The organism is Bradyrhizobium sp. Crot121, from assembly GCF_059512385.1.
In genome coordinates, this window is record NZ_JCAMOR010000020.1 from 59,325 (window position 1) to 77,777 (window position 18,453).

Sequence of the window (18,453 nt, forward strand, 5' to 3'; positions counted from 1 at the left end):
TGACAGCAAAAAAGAGCGCGTCTGTGGCTGCTGAAGATCCGTCCGTTTCGGGAGTTGCCGGTCGTTACGCAACGGCCCTGTTCGATCTGGCTCGCGACGAAAAGTCCGTCGATGCCGTGAAGTCCGATCTCGATAAATTCAATGCCCTTCTAGATGAGAGCGCAGATCTGAAGCGCCTCGTTCGCAGCCCGGTGTTTTCCGCCGAAGCGCAATTGAAGGCGCTCTCCGCGGTGCTCGACAAGGCCGGTATCTCCGGCATCACCGCCAAGTTCCTGAAAGTGCTCACCTCCAATCGCCGCTTGTTTGCGGTCGCGGACGTGATCCGCGCCTACAACGCGCTGGTGGCGAACTTCAAGGGCGAGGCGACCGCCGAAGTCACCGTCGCGGAAGCGCTCAATGACAAGAATCTCGACGCGCTGAAGGCCGCACTGAAGTCGGTGACGGGCAAGGACGTCGCGCTCAACGTGAAGATCGATCCCTCCATCATCGGCGGCCTTGTGGTCAAGGTCGGTAGCCGCATGGTGGATAGCTCGCTTCGCACCAAACTCAATTCGATCAAGCACGCGATGAAAGAGGCAGGCTGATGGACATCCGCGCCGCGGAAATTTCCGCGATCCTCAAGGACCAGATCAAGAATTTCGGCCAGGAGGCCGAGGTCACCGAAGTCGGCCAGGTGCTGTCGGTCGGTGACGGTATCGCCCGCGTCTACGGGCTGGACAATGTCCAGGCCGGTGAAATGGTCGAGTTCGAGAACGGCACCCGCGGCATGGCGCTCAACCTCGAAACCGATAACGTCGGCATCGTGATCTTCGGCGCCGACCGCGAGATCAAGGAAGGTCAGACCGTCAAGCGCACCCGCGCCATCGTCGACACGCCGGTCGGCAAGGGCCTGCTCGGCCGCGTCGTCGATGCGCTCGGTAATCCGATCGATGGCAAGGGTCCGATCCAGGCTGACAAGCGCATGCGCGTTGACGTCAAGGCGCCCGGCATCATTCCGCGTAAGTCGGTGAACGAGCCGATGGCGACCGGCCTCAAGGCGATCGATGCGCTGATCCCGATCGGCCGCGGCCAGCGCGAGTTGATCATCGGCGACCGTCAGACCGGCAAGACCGCGATCGCGCTCGACACCATTCTCAATCAGAAGCCGCTCAACGCGCAGCCGGACGAGAATATCAAGCTGTATTGCGTCTACGTCGCGATCGGCCAGAAGCGTTCCACCGTTGCCCAGTTCGTGAAGGTGCTGGAAGAGCAGGGCGCGCTGGAATATTCGATCGTCGTCGCGGCCACCGCGTCCGATCCAGCGCCGATGCAGTACATCGCGCCGTTCACCGCCTGCACGATGGGCGAATTTTTCCGTGACAACGGCATGCACGCCGTCATCATCTATGACGACCTGTCGAAGCAGGCCGTCGCCTATCGCCAGATGTCGCTGCTGCTGCGCCGCCCGCCGGGCCGCGAAGCCTATCCGGGCGACGTGTTCTATCTGCACTCCCGCCTGCTCGAGCGCGCCGCCAAGCTCAACAAGGAGCACGGTTTGGGCTCGCTGACCGCGCTGCCGGTGATCGAAACCCAGGCCAACGACGTGTCGGCCTACATCCCGACCAACGTGATCTCGATTACCGACGGTCAGATCTTCCTGGAAACCGACCTGTTCTTCCAGGGCATCCGTCCCGCGGTGAACGTCGGTCTGTCGGTGTCGCGCGTCGGATCGTCGGCGCAGACCAAGGCGATGAAGAAGGTCGCCGGCAAGATCAAGGGCGAGCTCGCGCAGTACCGCGAAATGGCGGCGTTCGCGCAGTTCGGCTCCGACCTCGACGCCTCGACCCAGCGCCTGCTCAACCGCGGCTCGCGCCTGACCGAGCTGTTGAAGCAGCCGCAGTTCTCGCCGTTGAAGATGGAAGAACAGGTCTGCGTGATCTGGGCCGGCACCAACGGCTATCTCGATCCGCTGCCGCTCAACAAGGTGCGCGCCTTCGAGGATGGCCTGCTGTCGCTGCTGCGTGGCAAGAATGCCGACATCCTCGACGCGATCCGCGATAGCCGCGACCTCAACGACGACGTTGCCGCCAAGCTGAAGAACGTGGTCGAAGGTTTCGCCAAGACGTTTGCCTAAACGTCGTCGCGGCCGGACAAGGGTGCGGAGCTGGTCTTCGCGCCTGCGGCTCCCGGCCGACGAGAAGCGGATGCCCGGCGCAGGCGCCGGGCAGAACAATGGGATAGGCTAGCGGTCGGATCGCTCGATCGGATCGCCGGGGTGGACGAAGAATGGCGTCACTAAAAGACATGCGGGTCCGCATCGCCTCGACCAAGGCGACGCAGAAGATCACCAAGGCCATGCAGATGGTGGCGGCGTCAAAGCTGCGCCGCGCGCAGACCGCTGCCGAGGCCGCTCGGCCCTATGCAGACAAGATGGGCGCCGTGATCGGCAATATCGCCAGCGCCGCCGCAGGCTCGCCCGGCGCGCCGGCGCTGCTCGCCGGGACGGGCAGGGACCAGGTGCATCTGCTCCTGGTCTGCACCGGCGAACGTGGCCTTTGCGGTGCATTCAACTCCGCGATCGTGCGATTGGCGCGTGAGCACGCGCTGTCGCTGCTCGGTCAGGGCAAGGAAGTCAAATTCTTCTGCGTCGGCCGCAAGGGCTATGAGCAGCTTCGCCGCCTGTTCGAACGGCAGATCGTCGAGCATGTCGACCTGCGTGCGGTGCGGCAGCTCGGCTTCGTCAATGCCGAGGACATCGCCAAGAAAGTGTTGGCGCGCTTCGATGCCAGCGAATTCGACGTCTGCACGCTGTTCTATTCACAATTCAAATCGGTGATCGCGCAAGTCCCGACCGCGCAGCAGGTCATTCCGCTGGTGGTGGAAACGCCGGCCGGAAACGGCGGTCCGGCGACCGCCTACGAGTACGAGCCGGAGGAGGACGAGATCCTCACCAGCCTGTTGCCGCGCAACCTCGCCGTGCAGGTATTCCGTGCACTCCTGGAAAACAACGCCTCGTTCTACGGCGCGCAGATGAGCGCGATGGACAACGCGACGCGCAACGCCGGTGAAATGATCCGCAAGCAGACGCTGGTCTACAACCGAACCCGTCAGGCGATGATCACCAAGGAACTGATCGAAATCATTTCCGGCGCCGAGGCGGTCTAACCAAGGGAGCGCGAAATGGCTTACGTCACATCGGCTACCACCAAGGGCGGACGCAACGGCCGCTCCGTGCTCGACAACGGCGGGCTGGCGCTCGCAATGGCGCTGCCGAAGGAATTGGGCGGCGCCGGCGATGGCCACAATCCCGAGCAGCTTTTTGCGCTGGGCTATTCGGCCTGCTTTGGCCAGGCCATCCTCGTGGTCGCCAAGAACCATGGCGTCGACGGCCAGGCGGCAAAGGTCACGGCCGACGTGACGCTCAATACCGATGGCGGCTTTTCGCTCGCCGTCGAACTCAAGGTTTCAATCCCAGGCGCTGATAAGGCCAAGGTCCAGGCGCTGGTCGAGGAAGCTCACACGGTGTGCCCGTATTCGAAGGCCACCAAAGGTAATATCCCGGTCAAGCTGACCGTGGTTTAAAGCATGATCCGGAAAAGTGGGGACCGGTTTTCCGAAGAGATCATGCGCAAAAAAAGATGCGATCATGATCCGACCCGTCGGATCATGATCTGGAAATTCGGATCGAAGGAGACAGAGTAAATGGCTACAGCAGCCAACCAGATCGGTCGCGTCACCCAGGTTATGGGCGCCGTCGTCGACGTCCAGTTCGAGGGCCACCTGCCGGCGATTCTCAACTCGCTGGAAACCAAGAACGGCGGCAGCCGTCTCGTGCTCGAGGTGGCGCAGCATCTCGGCGAATCCACCGTGCGGACGATCGCGATGGATACGACCGAGGGTCTGGTGCGCGGCCAGGAAGTGACCGATACCGGCGAGCCGATCCGGGTGCCGGTCGGCGTCGGTACGCTCGGCCGCATCATCAACGTCATCGGCGAGCCGATCGACGAGGCCGGCCCGATCAAGGCCGAAGGCGTTCGCGCGATCCACCAGGAAGCGCCGACCTATACCGACCAGTCCACCGAGGCGGAAATTCTCGTCACCGGCATCAAGGTCGTCGATTTGCTCGCGCCTTACGCCAAGGGCGGCAAGATCGGCCTGTTCGGCGGCGCCGGCGTCGGCAAGACCGTGCTGATTCAGGAACTGATCAATAACGTTGCGAAAGCGCACGGCGGTTACTCGGTGTTCGCCGGCGTCGGCGAGCGTACCCGCGAAGGCAATGACCTCTATCACGAGTTCATCGAGTCCAAGGTCAACGCGGACCCGCGCAATCCCGATCCGAGCGTACAGTCGAAATGCGCGCTCGTGTTCGGCCAGATGAACGAACCGCCGGGCGCACGCGCGCGCGTCGGCCTCACCGGCCTCACGGTGGCCGAGCACTTCCGCGACCAGGGTCAGGACGTGCTGTTCTTCGTCGACAACATCTTCCGCTTCACGCAGGCCGGCTCCGAAGTGTCGGCGCTGCTCGGCCGCATCCCGTCGGCGGTGGGTTACCAGCCGACGCTTGCGACCGACATGGGCGCGCTGCAGGAGCGCATCACCACCACCCAGAAGGGCTCGATCACTTCGGTGCAGGCGATCTACGTGCCGGCCGACGACCTGACCGACCCGGCGCCGGCGACCTCCTTCGCCCACTTGGACGCCACCACCGTGCTGTCGCGTGCGATCTCGGAGAAGGGCATCTATCCGGCGGTGGACCCGCTCGACTCGACCTCCCGCATGCTGTCGCCGCTGGTCGTCGGCGAGGAGCATTACAACACTGCGCGCATGGTGCAGCAGGTGCTGCAGCGCTATAAGTCGCTGCAGGACATCATCGCCATCCTCGGCATGGACGAGCTTTCGGAAGAGGACAAGCTGACGGTGGCTCGCGCCCGCAAGATCGAGCGCTTCCTGTCGCAGCCCTTCCATGTCGCCGAAGTCTTCACCGGTTCGCCGGGCAAGTTCGTCGAGCTCGCCGACACCATCAAGGGCTTCCGCGGCTTGTGCGAAGGCAAGTACGACCACCTGCCGGAGGCTGCCTTCTACATGGTCGGCACCATCGAAGAGGCGGTCGAGAAGGGCAAGAAGCTGGCTGCCGAAGCAGCTTGAGCACACTCGTCATTGCCGGGCTTGGCCCGGCACTCCATCAAGGCAGAACTCTTTGATCGATGGACCCGCGGGTCACGCCCGCGGGTGACAGCGGAAAGAACGGAAAGACCATGGCCACCTTCCACTTCGACCTCGTCTCCCCCGAAGCGCTCGCTTTCTCCGGCGAGGTCGATCAGGTCGATGTTCCCGGCGTGGAAGGTGATTTCGGCGTGCTCGCCGGTCACGCACCGGTCGTGGCGGCGATCCGTCCGGGTATCCTGACCATCACGACCGGCGGGGCGCATCAGAAGATGGTGGTGCTCGGCGGTCTTGCCGAGGTCTCCGACAATCGCCTGACCGTGCTCGCTGATGTCGCGACCTCGATCCAGGAAGTCGATCGCGCCGAGTTCAGGGAAACCATCGCGGAGATGGAAGAGAACCTGAAAGAGAAGCACGGCTCGGAGCTCGACCGCGAGATCGAGCGGCTCGACCACTTCAAGAGCATCGAGAACATCCTCAACGCGACGGCTATGCACTAGGCCCCGGTGCACCGCGCCGGGGCCGAACAAAAACTTGAACGACCTTCGTCTGTCACATCGTGGCGGACGAGGGTTTTTGGATGCCGAATTCCAAACATTGCGCGGGCTTAGAGCTTCGGTTCTGATTGGATCAGAACCGAAGCTCTAGATTCTTGTTTTGACGCGTTCTTCACGCGAATCGGTATCCACTTCGCTCGAAAACGCTCTAACGGCGCTGCGTCCTGCTTGAAACCGCAGCATTGGCGTCCACCATCGGCGCCACTGCGACCGTGACATTCTGGGTCCCGCCGCCGCGCTCGATTGTCAGCCTGACCTGCTCCCCGATGCGAGCGAGGCCGACACGGTTACGGAGCTGCGCAGCGCTGCGGATCGGACGATCGTCGGCTCGCAGCACGACATCGCCCTTGCGCAGACCGGCGGCCTCCGCAGGCGATCCCGGACTGATGTCGGCGATCCTGGCCCCCTCGCTGCGCCCGCCGTCCGTCGAGGGATGCATATCCTGCAGCGAGACACCGATCCGGCCGCGCACGACCTTGCCGTTCTCGACGATCTGGTCCATCACGCGGCGTGCCATGTTGATCGGGATCGCAAAGCCGATGCCGACATTGCCGCCGGCCGGCGAAATGATCGCCGAGTTGATGCCGATCAGTTCGCCCTTCAGATTGATCAGCGCGCCGCCGGAGTTGCCGGGGTTGATCGCGGCGTCGGTCTGGATGAAATCCTCATAGCCCTGTTTGCCCAGCCCGGTGCGGCCGAGCGCGCTTACAAGCCCCGATGTCACGGTCTGGCCGAGGCCGAAGGGATTGCCGACGGCAATGACGAAATCGCCGACTTCAAGCGCATCGCTGTCGCCCAGTGCAATCGCCTTGAGTGCGGTCGGGGAGTGGATTTTCAGGACCGCGATATCGGTCGCGGGATCGCGGCCCATTACCTTGGCAGAGAACTGACGACCGTCCTTGATTGTGATCTGGACCGCCGAGACCTGATCCACCACGTGATTGTTGGTCAGGATGTAGCCCCGCTCACCGTCGACGATGACGCCGGAGCCGGTTGCGCTGATCTCCTTCTCGAGTTGCTTCGGCACATCGAAGAATTCGCGGAACAGCGGATCGCGATAAAGCGGGTTGTCCTCGCGGATTTTGCCATGCACGGAGATATTGACGACCGCGGGAGTCACTTCGCGTACCAGGGGCGCCAGCGTCGGCACCGTGCCCCCGGTTTTCAGATTCGGGACCTGACCTGCCGCCGGCACGATCATGATGAGCGCGCCGAGCACGGCGCCGAATGCAGTCGATATTGCTCGCTTCACGTCCGCTCTCTCTATCGGTCCAGCTGGAATCCGGCGCGCAAGATGTCGCGAGAAAGCAAATCCCGCTGCCATGCGAACCATGGCATCACCAGCAGCGCGGACGCCTGATTGACCCATGCCAAAGCCAAAATAGTTGGCGTCAACAAGGCGGGGCCTCATGGGAGAGATTGGTTCGCGAAGGCCGCGGCAGCGCAGCGCCGCCGCGTGGCGGCGGATCGTCGTCGTCATCTAGCTGCCGCGGCGCGGAAAGGATATCGGCCAGGCGAATGCTGTGGTCGATCCCCGGGATGTCGCGCAGGCTGGGGCTGGATTCCACCGCGAACATGTCGGATGCCCAGGACGATAGGATGACGCGCTTCTCGGATCGGGATAGCCGCGGGTCCGCCAGGACCTGGGCGGGTGAGTCGCAATGGGCGGCGGGGTGGAAGAGGGGGGGTGTGGCGGCGCTAACACTGGTCTCGCTCATCGAAGTGTCTCCTTTACGCTCCTTTCCAAGGACACCGTTTGAGTTGAAAGGCGGCGCCGGACGCGCCGCCTTTCATGTTATTGCTTGCCGATCGGGATGCGTTTGACGCTCTCGCGCGCTTCCTCCGATTTCGGCAGCGTGATCGTCAATACGCCGTCGCGGAAGGAAGCCTGCGCCTTGTCTTCGGCAACACCATCAAGGGCGATCCGCCGCTCGAACGCGCCGTAGTAGCGTTCGGAGAAGTACTTTCCGTTGTCCGTCCGCTCGGCTTTCTTCTCGCCCCGGAGCGTCAGCACGCCATTGGCGATCTCGACCTGAACGTCCTTCTCCGTCATGCCCGGAAGCTCTGCGGAGACGGTAAGCTCCTTGTCGGTTTCGCTGAGCTCGATCTTCGGCCAACCGAAGCGGCCTTCCAACAGCGGGCTGCTGATGGGACCGAAGGAGCCGAAACCGCGGAACACGTCGTCGAACAGCCGGTTCATCTCGCGGTGAAGCGTGATGAAAGGATCGAAATTCTCGCGCGTCGGCGCAAGCTCCTGGTTCTTCGACCAGGGAATGAGATCACGAAAAGCCATCTTATCCTCCTTGTCTCAGCTACGATCTCCCGCGCGGGCGGCTTGGCCCACGCGTGGCCTCGTCAAGCATCAGGCAAAGTCAGGCCGCCTGCTTCTGCTCGATTGCTTGGGAGCCCGTACCCGCGATCGGGATGCGTCGCGGCTTCATCGATTCCGGCACCTCGCGGACGAGATCGACGATCAAGAGGCCATCCTTGATGGAGGCCTGCCTAACCTGCACATGGTCAGCGAGGCTGAATACCCGCCGGAACGGTCGCGCGGCGATGCCCTGGTAGAGATAATCGCGCGCCGGTCCCTCAGGTTTCCTGCCTTCGATCGTGAGCATGTCCTGCTCGGCGGTGACGGTGATGTCATTCACGCCAAAGCCGGCAACTGCCAGCGAGATCCGATAGCTGTCCTCGCCGGACCGCTCGATATTGTAAGGGGGATAGTTGTCGTCGGCGGACTGCCGTAGGCTCGCATCGAGCAAATCCGCAAGATGGTCAAAGCCGACTGTGGAGCGCCACAGGGGCGAGAAGTCAAAGGTCCTCATAACCAAGTCCTCCTCAGAGCAAGATGGATACGAAGGAGCGTCGGACACTGTCCGCCGCCCAGTTCGCCGGACCCAAGCTGGCATCCGGCACCACCTTTCTTGGCGGCAAAATCGAATTAGAAAACCGGCGCGAACTTTCAAGAGGGGTGTCCGAAATTTTCCGGCCACTCAGGAAAGTTCGCCAATCGCGTAAGGCGACCGGCGGCATTATCCGCGGGCCGCCCTTGTTGTCGATCAGAAGTCCATCGGCGGCGGGGTGGGCGTCTGCTCGGACTTCTTCGGCTTGTCGGCGACCAATGCTTCCGTCGTGATCAGGAGCGAGGCAACGGATGCCGCGTCCTGCAATGCGGTGCGAACCACCTTCGCCGGATCGATCACGCCGGCGCGCACCAGGTCCTCGTACTCGCCGGTCGCGGCATTGAAGCCCCAATTGTAGTCGCCGCGCTCCAGGAGCTTGCCGACCACCAGTGAACCGTCCTCGCCGGCATTCTCGACGATCTGGCGCGCCGGTATCTGCAAGGCACGACGGACGATATCGACGCCCGCCTTCTGGTCGGCATTGGCGGTCTTGATCTTGTCCAGCGCCTTCAAGGCACGCAGCAGCGCCACGCCGCCGCCGGGAAGGATGCCTTCCTCGACGGCTGCGCGGGTGGCGTGCAGCGCGTCCTCGACCCGGTCCTTGCGCTCCTTCACCTCGATTTCGGTCGCGCCGCCGACCCGGATCACGGCGACGCCGCCGGCGAGCTTGGCGAGCCGCTCCTGAAGCTTCTCGCGATCATAGTCAGAAGTGGTTTCGTCGATCTGCGTCCTGATCTGGGCAGTGCGTGCCTCGATGTCCTTCTTGGCGCCGGCGCCATCGACGATGGTCGTGCTCTCCTTCTCGATCACGACCTTCTTGGCACGGCCGAGCATGTTCAGCGTGACATTCTCGAGCTTGATGCCGAGATCTTCGGAGATCGCGGTGCCGCCGGTGAGGATGGCGATATCCTCGAGCATCGCCTTGCGGCGATCGCCGAAACCCGGCGCCTTCACCGCGGCGACCTTCAGGCCGCCGCGCAGCTTGTTGACGACGAGCGTCGCCAGCGCCTCGCCCTCGATGTCCTCCGCGACGATGAGCAGCGGCTTGCCGGACTGCACCACCGCTTCCAGCAGCGGCAACATCGACTGCAGCGTGGTCAGCTTCTTCTCATTGGTCAGGACATAGGGCTCTTCGAGCTCGACCTTCATCTTCTCCGCATTGGTGACGAAATAGGGCGAGACATAGCCGCGGTCGAACTGCATGCCCTCGACCACTTCCAGCTCGGTGTTGAGACTCTTCGCCTCCTCGACCGTGATCACGCCTTCATTGCCGACCTTTTGCATGGCATCGGCAAGGAAGCGGCCGATCTCGGCATCTCCGTTGGCGGAGATGGTGCCGACCTGGGCGATCTCATCATTGGAGGTGATCTTCCTGGCATGGGTCTTGAGGTCAGCGACGATCGCTTCGACCGCGAGGTCGATGCCGCGCTTCAGGTCCATAGGATTCATGCCAGCGGCGACCGATTTGGCGCCCTCCCTGACGATTGCCTGTGCGAGCACAGTGGCGGTGGTTGTGCCGTCACCCGCGATGTCGCTGGTTTTGGACGCGACTTCCCGCACCATCTGTGCGCCCATGTTCTCGAACTTGTCCTCGAGCTCGATCTCCTTGGCGACGGTGACGCCATCCTTGGTGATGCGCGGTGCTCCAAAGGATTTTTCCAGCACGACGTTGCGGCCCTTCGGTCCGAGCGTCACCCTGACCGCATTCGCCAGCAGATCTACACCACGCAACATGCGCTCGCGGGCTTCGGTTGAGAACTTCACGTCTTTCGCGGCCATGACGTTTTCTCCTCTCCCCTTGATGGATCAACTGCGTTCTCTCGTCCTTGTCTGAGCATCGATATTTTCGGGAAAGCGGTATCCGCTTTTCCGGATCGTACTCTAAGCGGCCTTCCGCGCGGCCTCGGCCGTCCGGCCTGGGCCGAGAGGGTTGCTCTGCTCCATGATGTCACAGGACCAGGAGGCCGGGAACCCGTTCCGGCGGCGGAGATCGGGTGAGCCGGGCCGCCCGACCAGAGGAACGATGGTGAGGTGCAGGCGTTTATGTCACCGAAGGGCAGGCCTTCTGATGGATAGATCAGCCGCAGGTCGTGAGCTCGCGCAGGCAGCCCAGTTGCTGCGGCGCTCCGCTGTTCGCGAAGGCAGGCCGTTTCCCCTGGGCGCCACCTGGGACGGCCTGGGTGTCAACTTCGCGCTGTTTTCAGCGCATGCCACCAAGGTGGAGCTATGCCTGTTCGATGACGCCGGCCAAACCGAGGTCGAGCGGATCGAGCTTCCCGAATATACCGACGAAGTCTGGCACGGCTATCTGCCGACCGCGCGGCCAGGATTGGTCTATGGCTATCGCGTCCATGGTCCCTATGAACCCGATGCCGGCCATCGCTTCAATCCGAACAAGCTGGTGATCGACCCTTACGCCCGGCAATTGGTCGGGCAGTTGCAATGGGGTCCCGAACTGTTCGGCTACAAGATCGGCGATGCCGACAAGGACAAATCGTTTGATGACCGCGACAATATCCATCTGGTGCAGAAGTGCCGGGTGATCGATCCCGCTTTCACCTGGGGACGTGACCGCAAGCCCGCGACGCCGTGGGAGCGCACCATCATCTACGAGATGCATGTGAAGGGCTTCACCAAGCTGCATCCATTGGTGCCGGAAGCCGATCGCGGCACGTTCGCGGGCCTCGCCTGCCCGAACGTATCGGCGTATCTGCGCTCGCTCGGCGTCACCAGCGCGGAGCTGTTGCCGATTCATGCTTTCGTCGACGACAGCTATCTGGTCGACAGAGGCCTGCGCAATTATTGGGGCTACAACTCGCTCGCTTTCTTCGCTCCGGATCCGCGCTACCTGCGGACTGGCTTGGCGACCGAGTTCAAGGAGATGGTCAACCAGTTCCATGCCCACGGCATCGAGGTGATCCTCGACGTGGTCTATAACCACACCGCCGAAGGCAACGAACTCGGACCGACGCTGTCCTTCAAGGGCATTGATAACGCGAACTATTATCGGCTGCTGCCCGATCAGAAGCGCTACTACATCAACGATACCGGCACCGGGAACACCATCAATCTATCGCACCAGCGCGTGCTGCAGATGGTCGCCGACTCTCTTCGCTACTGGGCAACGGAGATGCGCGTCGACGGCTTTCGTTTCGATCTTGCCACCATTCTCGCGCGCGAACCCTACGGCTTCGATGAAGGCGGCAGCTTCCTCGATGCCTGTCGGCAGGACCCGGTGCTCTCCAGCGTCAAGCTGATCGCGGAGCCATGGGACATCGGCCCCGGCGGCTACCAGGTCGGCCAGTTCGCGCCGGGCTGGGCGGAATGGAACGACAAATTCCGCGATACGGCGCGACGCTTCTGGAAAGGGGACGCCGGGCAGGTCGCTGATTTCGTCAAGCGCACTACCGGGTCGGGAGACCTGTTCAACAAGCGCGGCCGCAAACCGTGGGCGAGCGTCAACTTCGTCACCGCCCATGACGGCTTCACCCTCAACGATCTCGTCTCCTACAACGACAAGCACAACGAGGCCAATGGCGAGAAAAACCAGGACGGCCATTCCAACAATCACTCGTGGAATCACGGCGTCGAAGGTCCAACATCGGATGCGGAGATTGTCGCGTTACGCGAGCGGCAGAAGCGCAATTTCCTTGCCACGATGGTCCTGTCGCACGGCACGCCGATGCTGCTCGCCGGCGACGAATTCGGTCACAGCCAGAAGGGCAACAACAACGCCTATGCGCAGGACAACGAGACCACCTGGCTCGATTGGATGAAGATATCGCCTGAAGGACGTGCCTTGCGCGAATTCACGCGAAAGCTGATCGCGATGCGCAAGGCGTTTCCGATCCTTTATCGGAGCCGTTTCCTGATCGGCACGCATAATGAGGAGCTCGACGTCAAGGACGTGACCTGGCTTGCCCCGTCGGGCGAAGAAATGACCGTCGAGCAGTGGCAGGACGGCAATGTGCGCTGCTTCGGGATGCTGCTTGATGGTCGCGCCCAGGAAACCGGAATCAAACGTCGCGGATCGGACGCGACCCTGCTGTTGATCTACAACGCCCATTATGACGTCGTGAACTTTACGCTGCCGGAAGTTCCGGAAGGACAGCACTGGCAGGGGTTGATCGACACCAACCAGCCGGAGGGGCAACTGCCAAGCTTTCCGTTCGGCCACGTCTACGCCGTGACCGGACGCTCCATGCTGGCGTTCGGTCTTGCGAGCGAAGACAGCGCCGTGCGCCGCTTGCGGCATGGCATCGGCAGCATCCTTGATGTCGCCGAGTTCCCGCTATCCGAGTAATGCGTTCACCTAGCGCATGATCCGGAAAAGTGTGAAGCGGTTTTCCGAAAAGATCATGCTCAAACAATAACCTAAAGCGCGATAATGATTCATCCTCATCTCATCGCGCTTTAGACGAGGTGAGGTTCTGCAATCCGGTCTCAGCGCGCTTGCGCAAAGGCGGCAAAGCTGCGGGCGACATGCCGGTACACTTCGCGGCGGAACGGCACGACGAGATCCGGGACGCGGTCGAGCCGCTCCCAGCGCCAGGCGTCGAATTCGGCCGGTTGTCCGTTGCGCGGTGTCAGCGGGTCGATTTCCTCGTCGCGCCCGGTGAATCGCAGCGCGAACCATTTTTGCCGCTGTCCGTGGAATTTGCCGAGACGATGCGGCGGTCCATTGTAGGGCGGGAATTCATAAGTGACCCAATCGGTCTCGCCGAGATAGTCGGCGGAAACGGCGCCCGTCTCCTCCCAGAGTTCACGCATCACCGTCTGGCGCGGTTCCTCGCCAGCATCGATGCCGCCCTGCGGCATCTGCCATTCAAGCCCGGGAAGGATGATTTCCGGACCATCGTCCCTGAATCTGTGGCCGATCAGCACGTGGCCGGACGTGTTGAACAGCGCGATCCCGACATTGGGGCGGTATAGTTTTTCCTCGGACATTCCTATCGGCCCGCGAGCCTGGAAAACTCCTGCACGACGCGCTCATACACCGGCCGCTTGAACGGCACGATCAATTCGGGGAGATTCTTCATCGGCTCCCAGCGCCAGTTCGAGAACTCGGCCTTGTGGCCGCCGCCGGGATTTTCCACGTCGATCTCATTGTCCTTGCCGGTGAAGCGAACCGCGAACCATTTCTGGCGCTGGCCGCGGTAGCGGCCCTTCCAGGCGCGCCCTGCGACCGTGCGCGGAATATCGTAGATCAGCCAGTCCTCGACCTCACCGAGTTTCTCGACCGATCGGACGCTGGTCTCCTCGTAGAGCTCGCGCTTGGCGGCTTCCCAGACGTCTTCACCGGGATCCACGCCGCCTTGCGGCATCTGCCAGATGTGGGTGTCGTCGACATGCTCAATGCCGCCGGCGCGGCGTCCGATAAAGACCAGCCCGTCTCGGTTGAGCAGCATCACGCCGACGCAGGTCCGGTAGGGCAGTTCCTCGTAACGCGTCATTCGATCAGGACTCCCAGAGCGTGATCCGGAACCAGTCGGAAATCGTTTCTCCCTCGCGACAAACGTAAAGCGTTCGCGTGGGAAGATCACGCTCCAACAAAAAGACGAGACCATGACCCGATTCACCTGGCGGATCATGATCTGGAAGACGGGCGGGTCCGGAAGTCCGAAGTCGCGCCATCAGGTTGAAGTTCTAGCCCGATTTTGATTTCAGCATCGCGGTTGTCAATGGCACAAGCAGTATACCGCGCGCCTCCAGCGTCTTGGTCCAGGCTGCGAGGCGCTCGATCGAAATCGGCAGCGCCGAGGCCACGCCGACCGCGACGCCGCGTTCCTTGGCGAGCGTCTCGAGCTTGACCAGCACGCGGTCGATCTCCACCGACGTCGGAACCGCATCGATGGTGAAATCGGCCTTGGCAAAGGGCAGCGCCTGGCCGGCGGCGAGCGAGGCCGCGACGCTGCGTGGCGTGGCGCCGTCGTCGAAATAGCTCAAGCCGCGCTTGGCTGCTTCACGCATGATCGGCTGCATCACCGGATCGGTCGCCACGAAACGGGCGCCCATGAAATTGGCGATGCCGGCATAGCCCTGGATGCGGCTGAAGTGCCAATAAAGCCGGTCGAGATTCTGTTCCGCGTTCAGGGTCGTCAGCAGCGTTTGGGGGCCCGGGTCATTGTCCGGGTAGTCGAACGGCTCCATCGGGACCTGCAGCAGGATCTCGTGGCGCTGCGCACGCGCCCGTTCGGCAAGCTTGGTCGGGTCGGCGCCATAGGGCGTGAAGGCTAGCGTCACCGCCGGCGGCAGTTTCATGATGGCGTCGGTGGTTTTGGCGGCGCCGACGCCGAGCCCGCCGACCACGATCGCCACCACGGGTGTTTTTGCCGCCTTGGCGCGGTCGGCATCGGCCGCATAGACCGTAAACGGCCTCAAGCCGTCGGCGACCACAGGGATCATGCCATAGCGCGATTTTTCCAGGAGGCGCTGGTCTACGCCGGCCATCGGCCCTGGCGCGGCGTCGGACTCGGCCTTGTCGGCGGCATCGCCGCTGACGACGACGTCATGCCGCGCGCCGCTCGAGCCGTCGATGATGGTGACCGTCTTGCTCTCGCCGGCAGCCTGCCTGGGCGGCGATTTCGCCATGGGCTCGGCGGCAGGGCCGGCCGCTGCGGGTTTTTCCTCCGCCATCGGCGCCTTGCGCAAGGCGATATGGGCGATCGGCTCGCCGCCGAGCGGATCATCGTTGAACAAGGCGATGCCGGCGAAAGTGACCAGGATCAGGCCGAGCATCACCGCCAGCACCTGCGTGGCCGTGAACGGCACCTGGAACCGGCGTTTTTTGGCCACGGTTTCCTGTCCGAGCGGTGCGCTCAGTTCGTCGGCCGCCTCTGCCATGAACCCCCCGAATCAGATGTGCCGACGATAGCACAGCCGCTTCAAGGGGAAGGCTGGACCCCGTAGCCCGGGGTGAAGCCAACGGGTCGCGCGAACGCGCGCCCGATGACAGGCTCCGCGCAACCCGGGGGGCTGTATCCGTGTCTACGAGCGGTCCCGGGTTACGCTGGCGCTTCACGCGGGCTACGGGACTACGGGCTCCCAAATAAAAAGGGCGGCCGAAAGGGCCGCCCTTGGTCTGAATTCGCGATGGCCGATCAGTTCGCGGCCTTGCTGCCTGGCTTGTTGTCGACCGCAGCCTTGTCACCGCCGGGCGGCGGCGCCGAGCTTGCGGTGGACTTGATGCCATGCAGGAGGTCGTCGGCCAGCTTGAGTGCCTTGTCGTCCTTGGCGTCCGGCGGCACGTAGGACTGCGAGCCGGTCTTCTCGTCGCCGTCGGATTTCAGATGGCCGCGCAGCGAGGCCTCACCCTTGGTGTCGGTGCGGGCCTTCAGTTCATCCGGCACATCCTGCAGCACCTCGATATCCGGCACGATGCCCTTGGCCTGGATCGATTTGCCTGACGGCGTGTAGTAGCGCGCGGTGGTCAGCCGCAACGCGCCGTTGCCGCTGCCGAGCGGGATGATGGTCTGGACCGAACCCTTGCCGAAGGAGCGGGTGCCGACCAGCGTCGCCCGCTTGTGGTCCTGCAACGCGCCGGCGACGATTTCCGAGGCCGAGGCCGAGCCGCCGTTGATCAGCACGATGACCGGCTTGCCCTTGGTCAGGTCGCCCGCATGGGCGGCGCGGCGCTGGGTTTCCTCGGCATTGCGGCCGCGGGTCGAGACGATCTCGCCGCGCTCCAGGAAGGCGTCGGAGACCGTCACGGCTTCCTCCAGCAGACCGCCGGGATTGTTGCGGAGATCGATGATGTAGCCCTTCAACTTGTCGCCGATCTGGTTAGAGAGATTGGCGATCTCCTTCTTCAGGCCCTCGGTGGTCTGCTCGTTGAAGGTGGTGATGCGGATATAGGCGATGTCGTCGGCCTCGACGCGGGCGCGCACCGAGCGGACGCGGATGTTGTCACGCACCAGCGTGACCTCGATCGGATTGTCCTGGCCCTTGCGGACGATCTTCAGCCGGATCTTGGTGTTCACCGGCCCGCGCATCTTCTCGACGGCCTGGTTGAGGGTCAGACCCTGCACGGCTTCGTCGTCGAGGGTGGTGATGATGTCGTTGGCCATGATGCCGGCCTTCGACGCGGGGGTATCGTCGATCGGGGAGACGACCTTGATCAGCCCGTCTTCCATCGTGACCTCGATGCCGAGGCCGCCGAACTCGCCGCGCGTCTGCACCTGCATGTCGCGGAAGCTCTTGGCGTCCATGTAGCTCGAGTGCGGATCGAGCCCGGCCAGCATGCCGCTGATGGCGGATTCCACGAGCTTGCTGTCATCGGGCTTCTCGACATAGTCGCTGCGCACGCGCTCGAACACGTCGCCGAACAGATTGAGCTGGCGGTAGGTATCCGAGGTCGCGGCGCGCGCGCTTGATCCCATCAGCACGGCGCGCGGTTGGGTAACGAACAGCGTCAACGCTGCACCGCATGCGGCGCTGAGGAGAACTACAGAAGTCTTGCGCATCATCCGCGAACCTTTTCGCCTTCATTTGCGGCCCACCATGGGCCTGGATCGATTGGAGTGCCGTCCTTACGGAACTCGACGTAGAGCACGGGTTGGCTCGCGTTTGTAGCGAAAATAGAGGCAACCTGGGACGTAGACCCCATGGTCGCGACCGGCTCCCCCGTAAGTACAAACTGGCCGATGTTTACCGAAATACGCTCCATCCCGGCGATCAAAACATGATACCCGCCCCCGGCGTTGAGGATCAAGAGTTGACCGTAGCTTCGGAAGGGTCCGGCATAGACGACCCAGCCGTCACACGGGGTTGTGACCTGGGCACCGGGCAGCGCTGCCAAAGAAATGCCTTTTTGCACGCCGCCAGCACCGTCAGACCCGCCAAAATCACGAATCCTGGTACCGTTAACAGGGTAGGCGAACAGGCCCTTGGCCGAGGCAAAGGCGACCGCCGGCCTCAGCCGCGCCGAATCCTTCAAAGCGCCCAGATTTGGCTTGCCGTTCGGGGCGGCGGGCGTGCCCTGGAGGTTGGCGGTGGCGGCCGCTTTCGCGGCGCTCTTCAGATCCTGTTCCATCTTGGCGATCAGGCCCTGCAGGTCGTCGACCTGCTTGGACAGGGCGATGGCCCGCGCGCCTTCCGCTGCCATGTCCTTTTCGATCGCGCTCTGCTGGCGTTGCCGCTCCTCGACCAGCGCCGCGAGCCGGACCTGGTCTTCCCTGAGCTTGTCGCGGTCGCGCGCCATTGCATCGCGCTCGCTGGCGATGGTTTTGCGCAGCGCAACCAGCTCGCCGAGGTCGGCGGTCAGCTTTTCCGCGCGCCCCCGCAATTCAGGCACGACCGCACCGAGCAGCATCGCGGTCCGCAGCGACTGCAGTGCGTCTTCTGGCCGCACCAGGAGCGCCGGCGGCGTGCGCCGGCCGGCACGTTGCAGCGCCGCCAGCACCTCGATGATCTCGGCGCGGCGAGAATCGAGCGAGGCGCGGATCTCCTGCTCGCGGCCGTCGAGCGGGCGCAGCCGCGCCTCCGCATCGACGATCCGGCCTTCGACGCCGCGCACTTGGCCCGCAATGTCGATGATCTGCTGGTTGAGCTTGCTGCGGTCCTGACCGATCGCGGCAATGTCGGCCTTCAATTTCTCCTGCAGCTCGGTGGCTTTTCGTTGCTGTTCGCGGGCGGCCTCAAGCTCCTGCTCCCGCTGCTTGATGATATCGGGCGAAGGCGCGGTTGCCGCGGTCTGTTGCTGTTGCGGCGGTGTTTGCGCGATCGCGGCTGTGGCAAGGGTTGCCGACAGCAACACGACCGGAAGGGGAAGCCAGGATGCCGGATACCGGCCGCGGTGCGCGGCGTCGGGATAACGGTGAAGGTCGCGCAGCGACGGCATCGGATTGTTCAGC

Annotated in this window: 17 protein-coding genes; 7 read left to right on the forward strand and 10 right to left on the reverse strand. The window is 63.2% G+C overall.

The genetic code is table 11. The features are described from left to right. Positions 1 to 23 precede the first annotated feature (23 nt). The 6 genes from AC5ZGW_RS19205 to AC5ZGW_RS19230 all read left to right on the forward strand — a co-directional run bounded on the left by AC5ZGW_RS19205 (position 24) and on the right by AC5ZGW_RS19230 (position 5,642). The gene (locus AC5ZGW_RS19205; RefSeq protein ID WP_130225345.1) at positions 24 to 584 is read left to right on the forward strand and encodes a F0F1 ATP synthase subunit delta; all 561 of its coding nucleotides are present in this window, start codon (positions 24 to 26) and stop codon (positions 582 to 584) included. Then, positions 584 to 2,113 (forward strand): F0F1 ATP synthase subunit alpha, encoded by a 1,530-nt coding sequence (gene atpA / locus AC5ZGW_RS19210; RefSeq protein ID WP_130225346.1) that lies wholly within the window; start codon positions 584 to 586, stop codon positions 2,111 to 2,113. The genes AC5ZGW_RS19205 and atpA overlap by 1 nt, the downstream gene beginning before the upstream one ends. A 152-nt stretch (positions 2,114 to 2,265) precedes the next feature. After that, positions 2,266 to 3,144, forward strand: coding sequence for a F0F1 ATP synthase subunit gamma (locus AC5ZGW_RS19215; RefSeq protein ID WP_028166252.1), 879 nt, complete (start codon positions 2,266 to 2,268; stop codon positions 3,142 to 3,144). 15 nt (positions 3,145 to 3,159) lie between these two features. Further along, entirely contained in the window at positions 3,160 to 3,561 is a 402-nt protein-coding gene (locus AC5ZGW_RS19220) for an organic hydroperoxide resistance protein (protein ID WP_028166253.1), read from the forward strand. 120 nt (positions 3,562 to 3,681) lie between these two features. Beyond that, the gene (gene atpD, locus AC5ZGW_RS19225) at positions 3,682 to 5,124 is read left to right on the forward strand and encodes a F0F1 ATP synthase subunit beta (protein ID WP_028166254.1); all 1,443 of its coding nucleotides are present in this window, start codon (positions 3,682 to 3,684) and stop codon (positions 5,122 to 5,124) included. 110 nt (positions 5,125 to 5,234) lie between these two features. After that, positions 5,235 to 5,642 (forward strand): F0F1 ATP synthase subunit epsilon, encoded by a 408-nt coding sequence (locus AC5ZGW_RS19230; RefSeq protein WP_130225347.1) that lies wholly within the window; start codon positions 5,235 to 5,237, stop codon positions 5,640 to 5,642. Between the two features lie 205 nt (positions 5,643 to 5,847). Here AC5ZGW_RS19230 and AC5ZGW_RS19235 read toward each other — a convergent pair whose 3' ends face one another. From AC5ZGW_RS19235 to groL, 5 genes are all read right to left on the reverse strand, one after another. Continuing rightward, complete coding sequence (locus tag AC5ZGW_RS19235) at positions 5,848 to 6,900, reverse strand: trypsin-like peptidase domain-containing protein (RefSeq protein WP_130225386.1); 1,053 nt, start codon at positions 6,898 to 6,900, stop codon at positions 5,848 to 5,850. 190 nt (positions 6,901 to 7,090) lie between these two features. Then, the gene (locus tag AC5ZGW_RS19240) at positions 7,091 to 7,417 is read right to left on the reverse strand and encodes a hypothetical protein (RefSeq protein WP_130225348.1); all 327 of its coding nucleotides are present in this window, start codon (positions 7,415 to 7,417) and stop codon (positions 7,091 to 7,093) included. A 77-nt stretch (positions 7,418 to 7,494) separates the two neighbouring features. Next, complete coding sequence (locus AC5ZGW_RS19245; RefSeq protein WP_130225349.1) at positions 7,495 to 7,992, reverse strand: Hsp20/alpha crystallin family protein; 498 nt, start codon at positions 7,990 to 7,992, stop codon at positions 7,495 to 7,497. A gap of 79 nt (positions 7,993 to 8,071) precedes the next feature. Then, positions 8,072 to 8,524, reverse strand: coding sequence for an Hsp20 family protein (locus tag AC5ZGW_RS19250; protein ID WP_130225350.1), 453 nt, complete (start codon positions 8,522 to 8,524; stop codon positions 8,072 to 8,074). Positions 8,525 to 8,758: 234 nt separating this feature from the next. Continuing rightward, positions 8,759 to 10,381 (reverse strand): chaperonin GroEL, encoded by a 1,623-nt coding sequence (groL, locus tag AC5ZGW_RS19255; protein WP_028166259.1) that lies wholly within the window; start codon positions 10,379 to 10,381, stop codon positions 8,759 to 8,761. A 289-nt stretch (positions 10,382 to 10,670) separates the two neighbouring features. On the opposite strand from groL, the gene glgX reads away from it, so the two are divergent. Continuing rightward, entirely contained in the window at positions 10,671 to 12,905 is a 2,235-nt protein-coding gene (gene glgX / locus AC5ZGW_RS19260; protein ID WP_130225351.1) for a glycogen debranching protein GlgX, read from the forward strand. Positions 12,906 to 13,045: 140 nt separating this feature from the next. On the opposite strand, the gene AC5ZGW_RS19265 is transcribed toward glgX, so the two are convergent. The 5 genes from AC5ZGW_RS19265 to AC5ZGW_RS19285 form a co-directional block, all read right to left on the reverse strand. After that, positions 13,046 to 13,549, reverse strand: a complete 504-nt coding sequence (locus tag AC5ZGW_RS19265) for an RNA pyrophosphohydrolase (protein WP_130225352.1) — start codon at positions 13,547 to 13,549, stop codon at positions 13,046 to 13,048. A gap of 2 nt (positions 13,550 to 13,551) precedes the next feature. Next, positions 13,552 to 14,055: an RNA pyrophosphohydrolase gene (locus AC5ZGW_RS19270; RefSeq protein WP_130225353.1), complete on the reverse strand. Its 504-nt coding sequence runs from the start codon at positions 14,053 to 14,055 to the stop codon at positions 13,552 to 13,554. Between the two features lie 193 nt (positions 14,056 to 14,248). Beyond that, the gene (locus AC5ZGW_RS19275; protein WP_130225354.1) at positions 14,249 to 15,445 is read right to left on the reverse strand and encodes a divergent polysaccharide deacetylase family protein; all 1,197 of its coding nucleotides are present in this window, start codon (positions 15,443 to 15,445) and stop codon (positions 14,249 to 14,251) included. A 257-nt stretch (positions 15,446 to 15,702) separates the two neighbouring features. Continuing rightward, a complete protein-coding gene (locus AC5ZGW_RS19280; RefSeq protein ID WP_028166264.1) occupies positions 15,703 to 17,067 on the reverse strand; it encodes a S41 family peptidase in 1,365 nt (454 codons plus the stop codon). Further along, positions 17,064 to 18,440, reverse strand: coding sequence for a murein hydrolase activator EnvC family protein (locus AC5ZGW_RS19285; protein ID WP_463328380.1), 1,377 nt, complete (start codon positions 18,438 to 18,440; stop codon positions 17,064 to 17,066). Before AC5ZGW_RS19285 ends, AC5ZGW_RS19280 begins: the two co-directional genes overlap by 4 nt. Between the last annotated feature and the right edge of the window lie 13 nt (positions 18,441 to 18,453).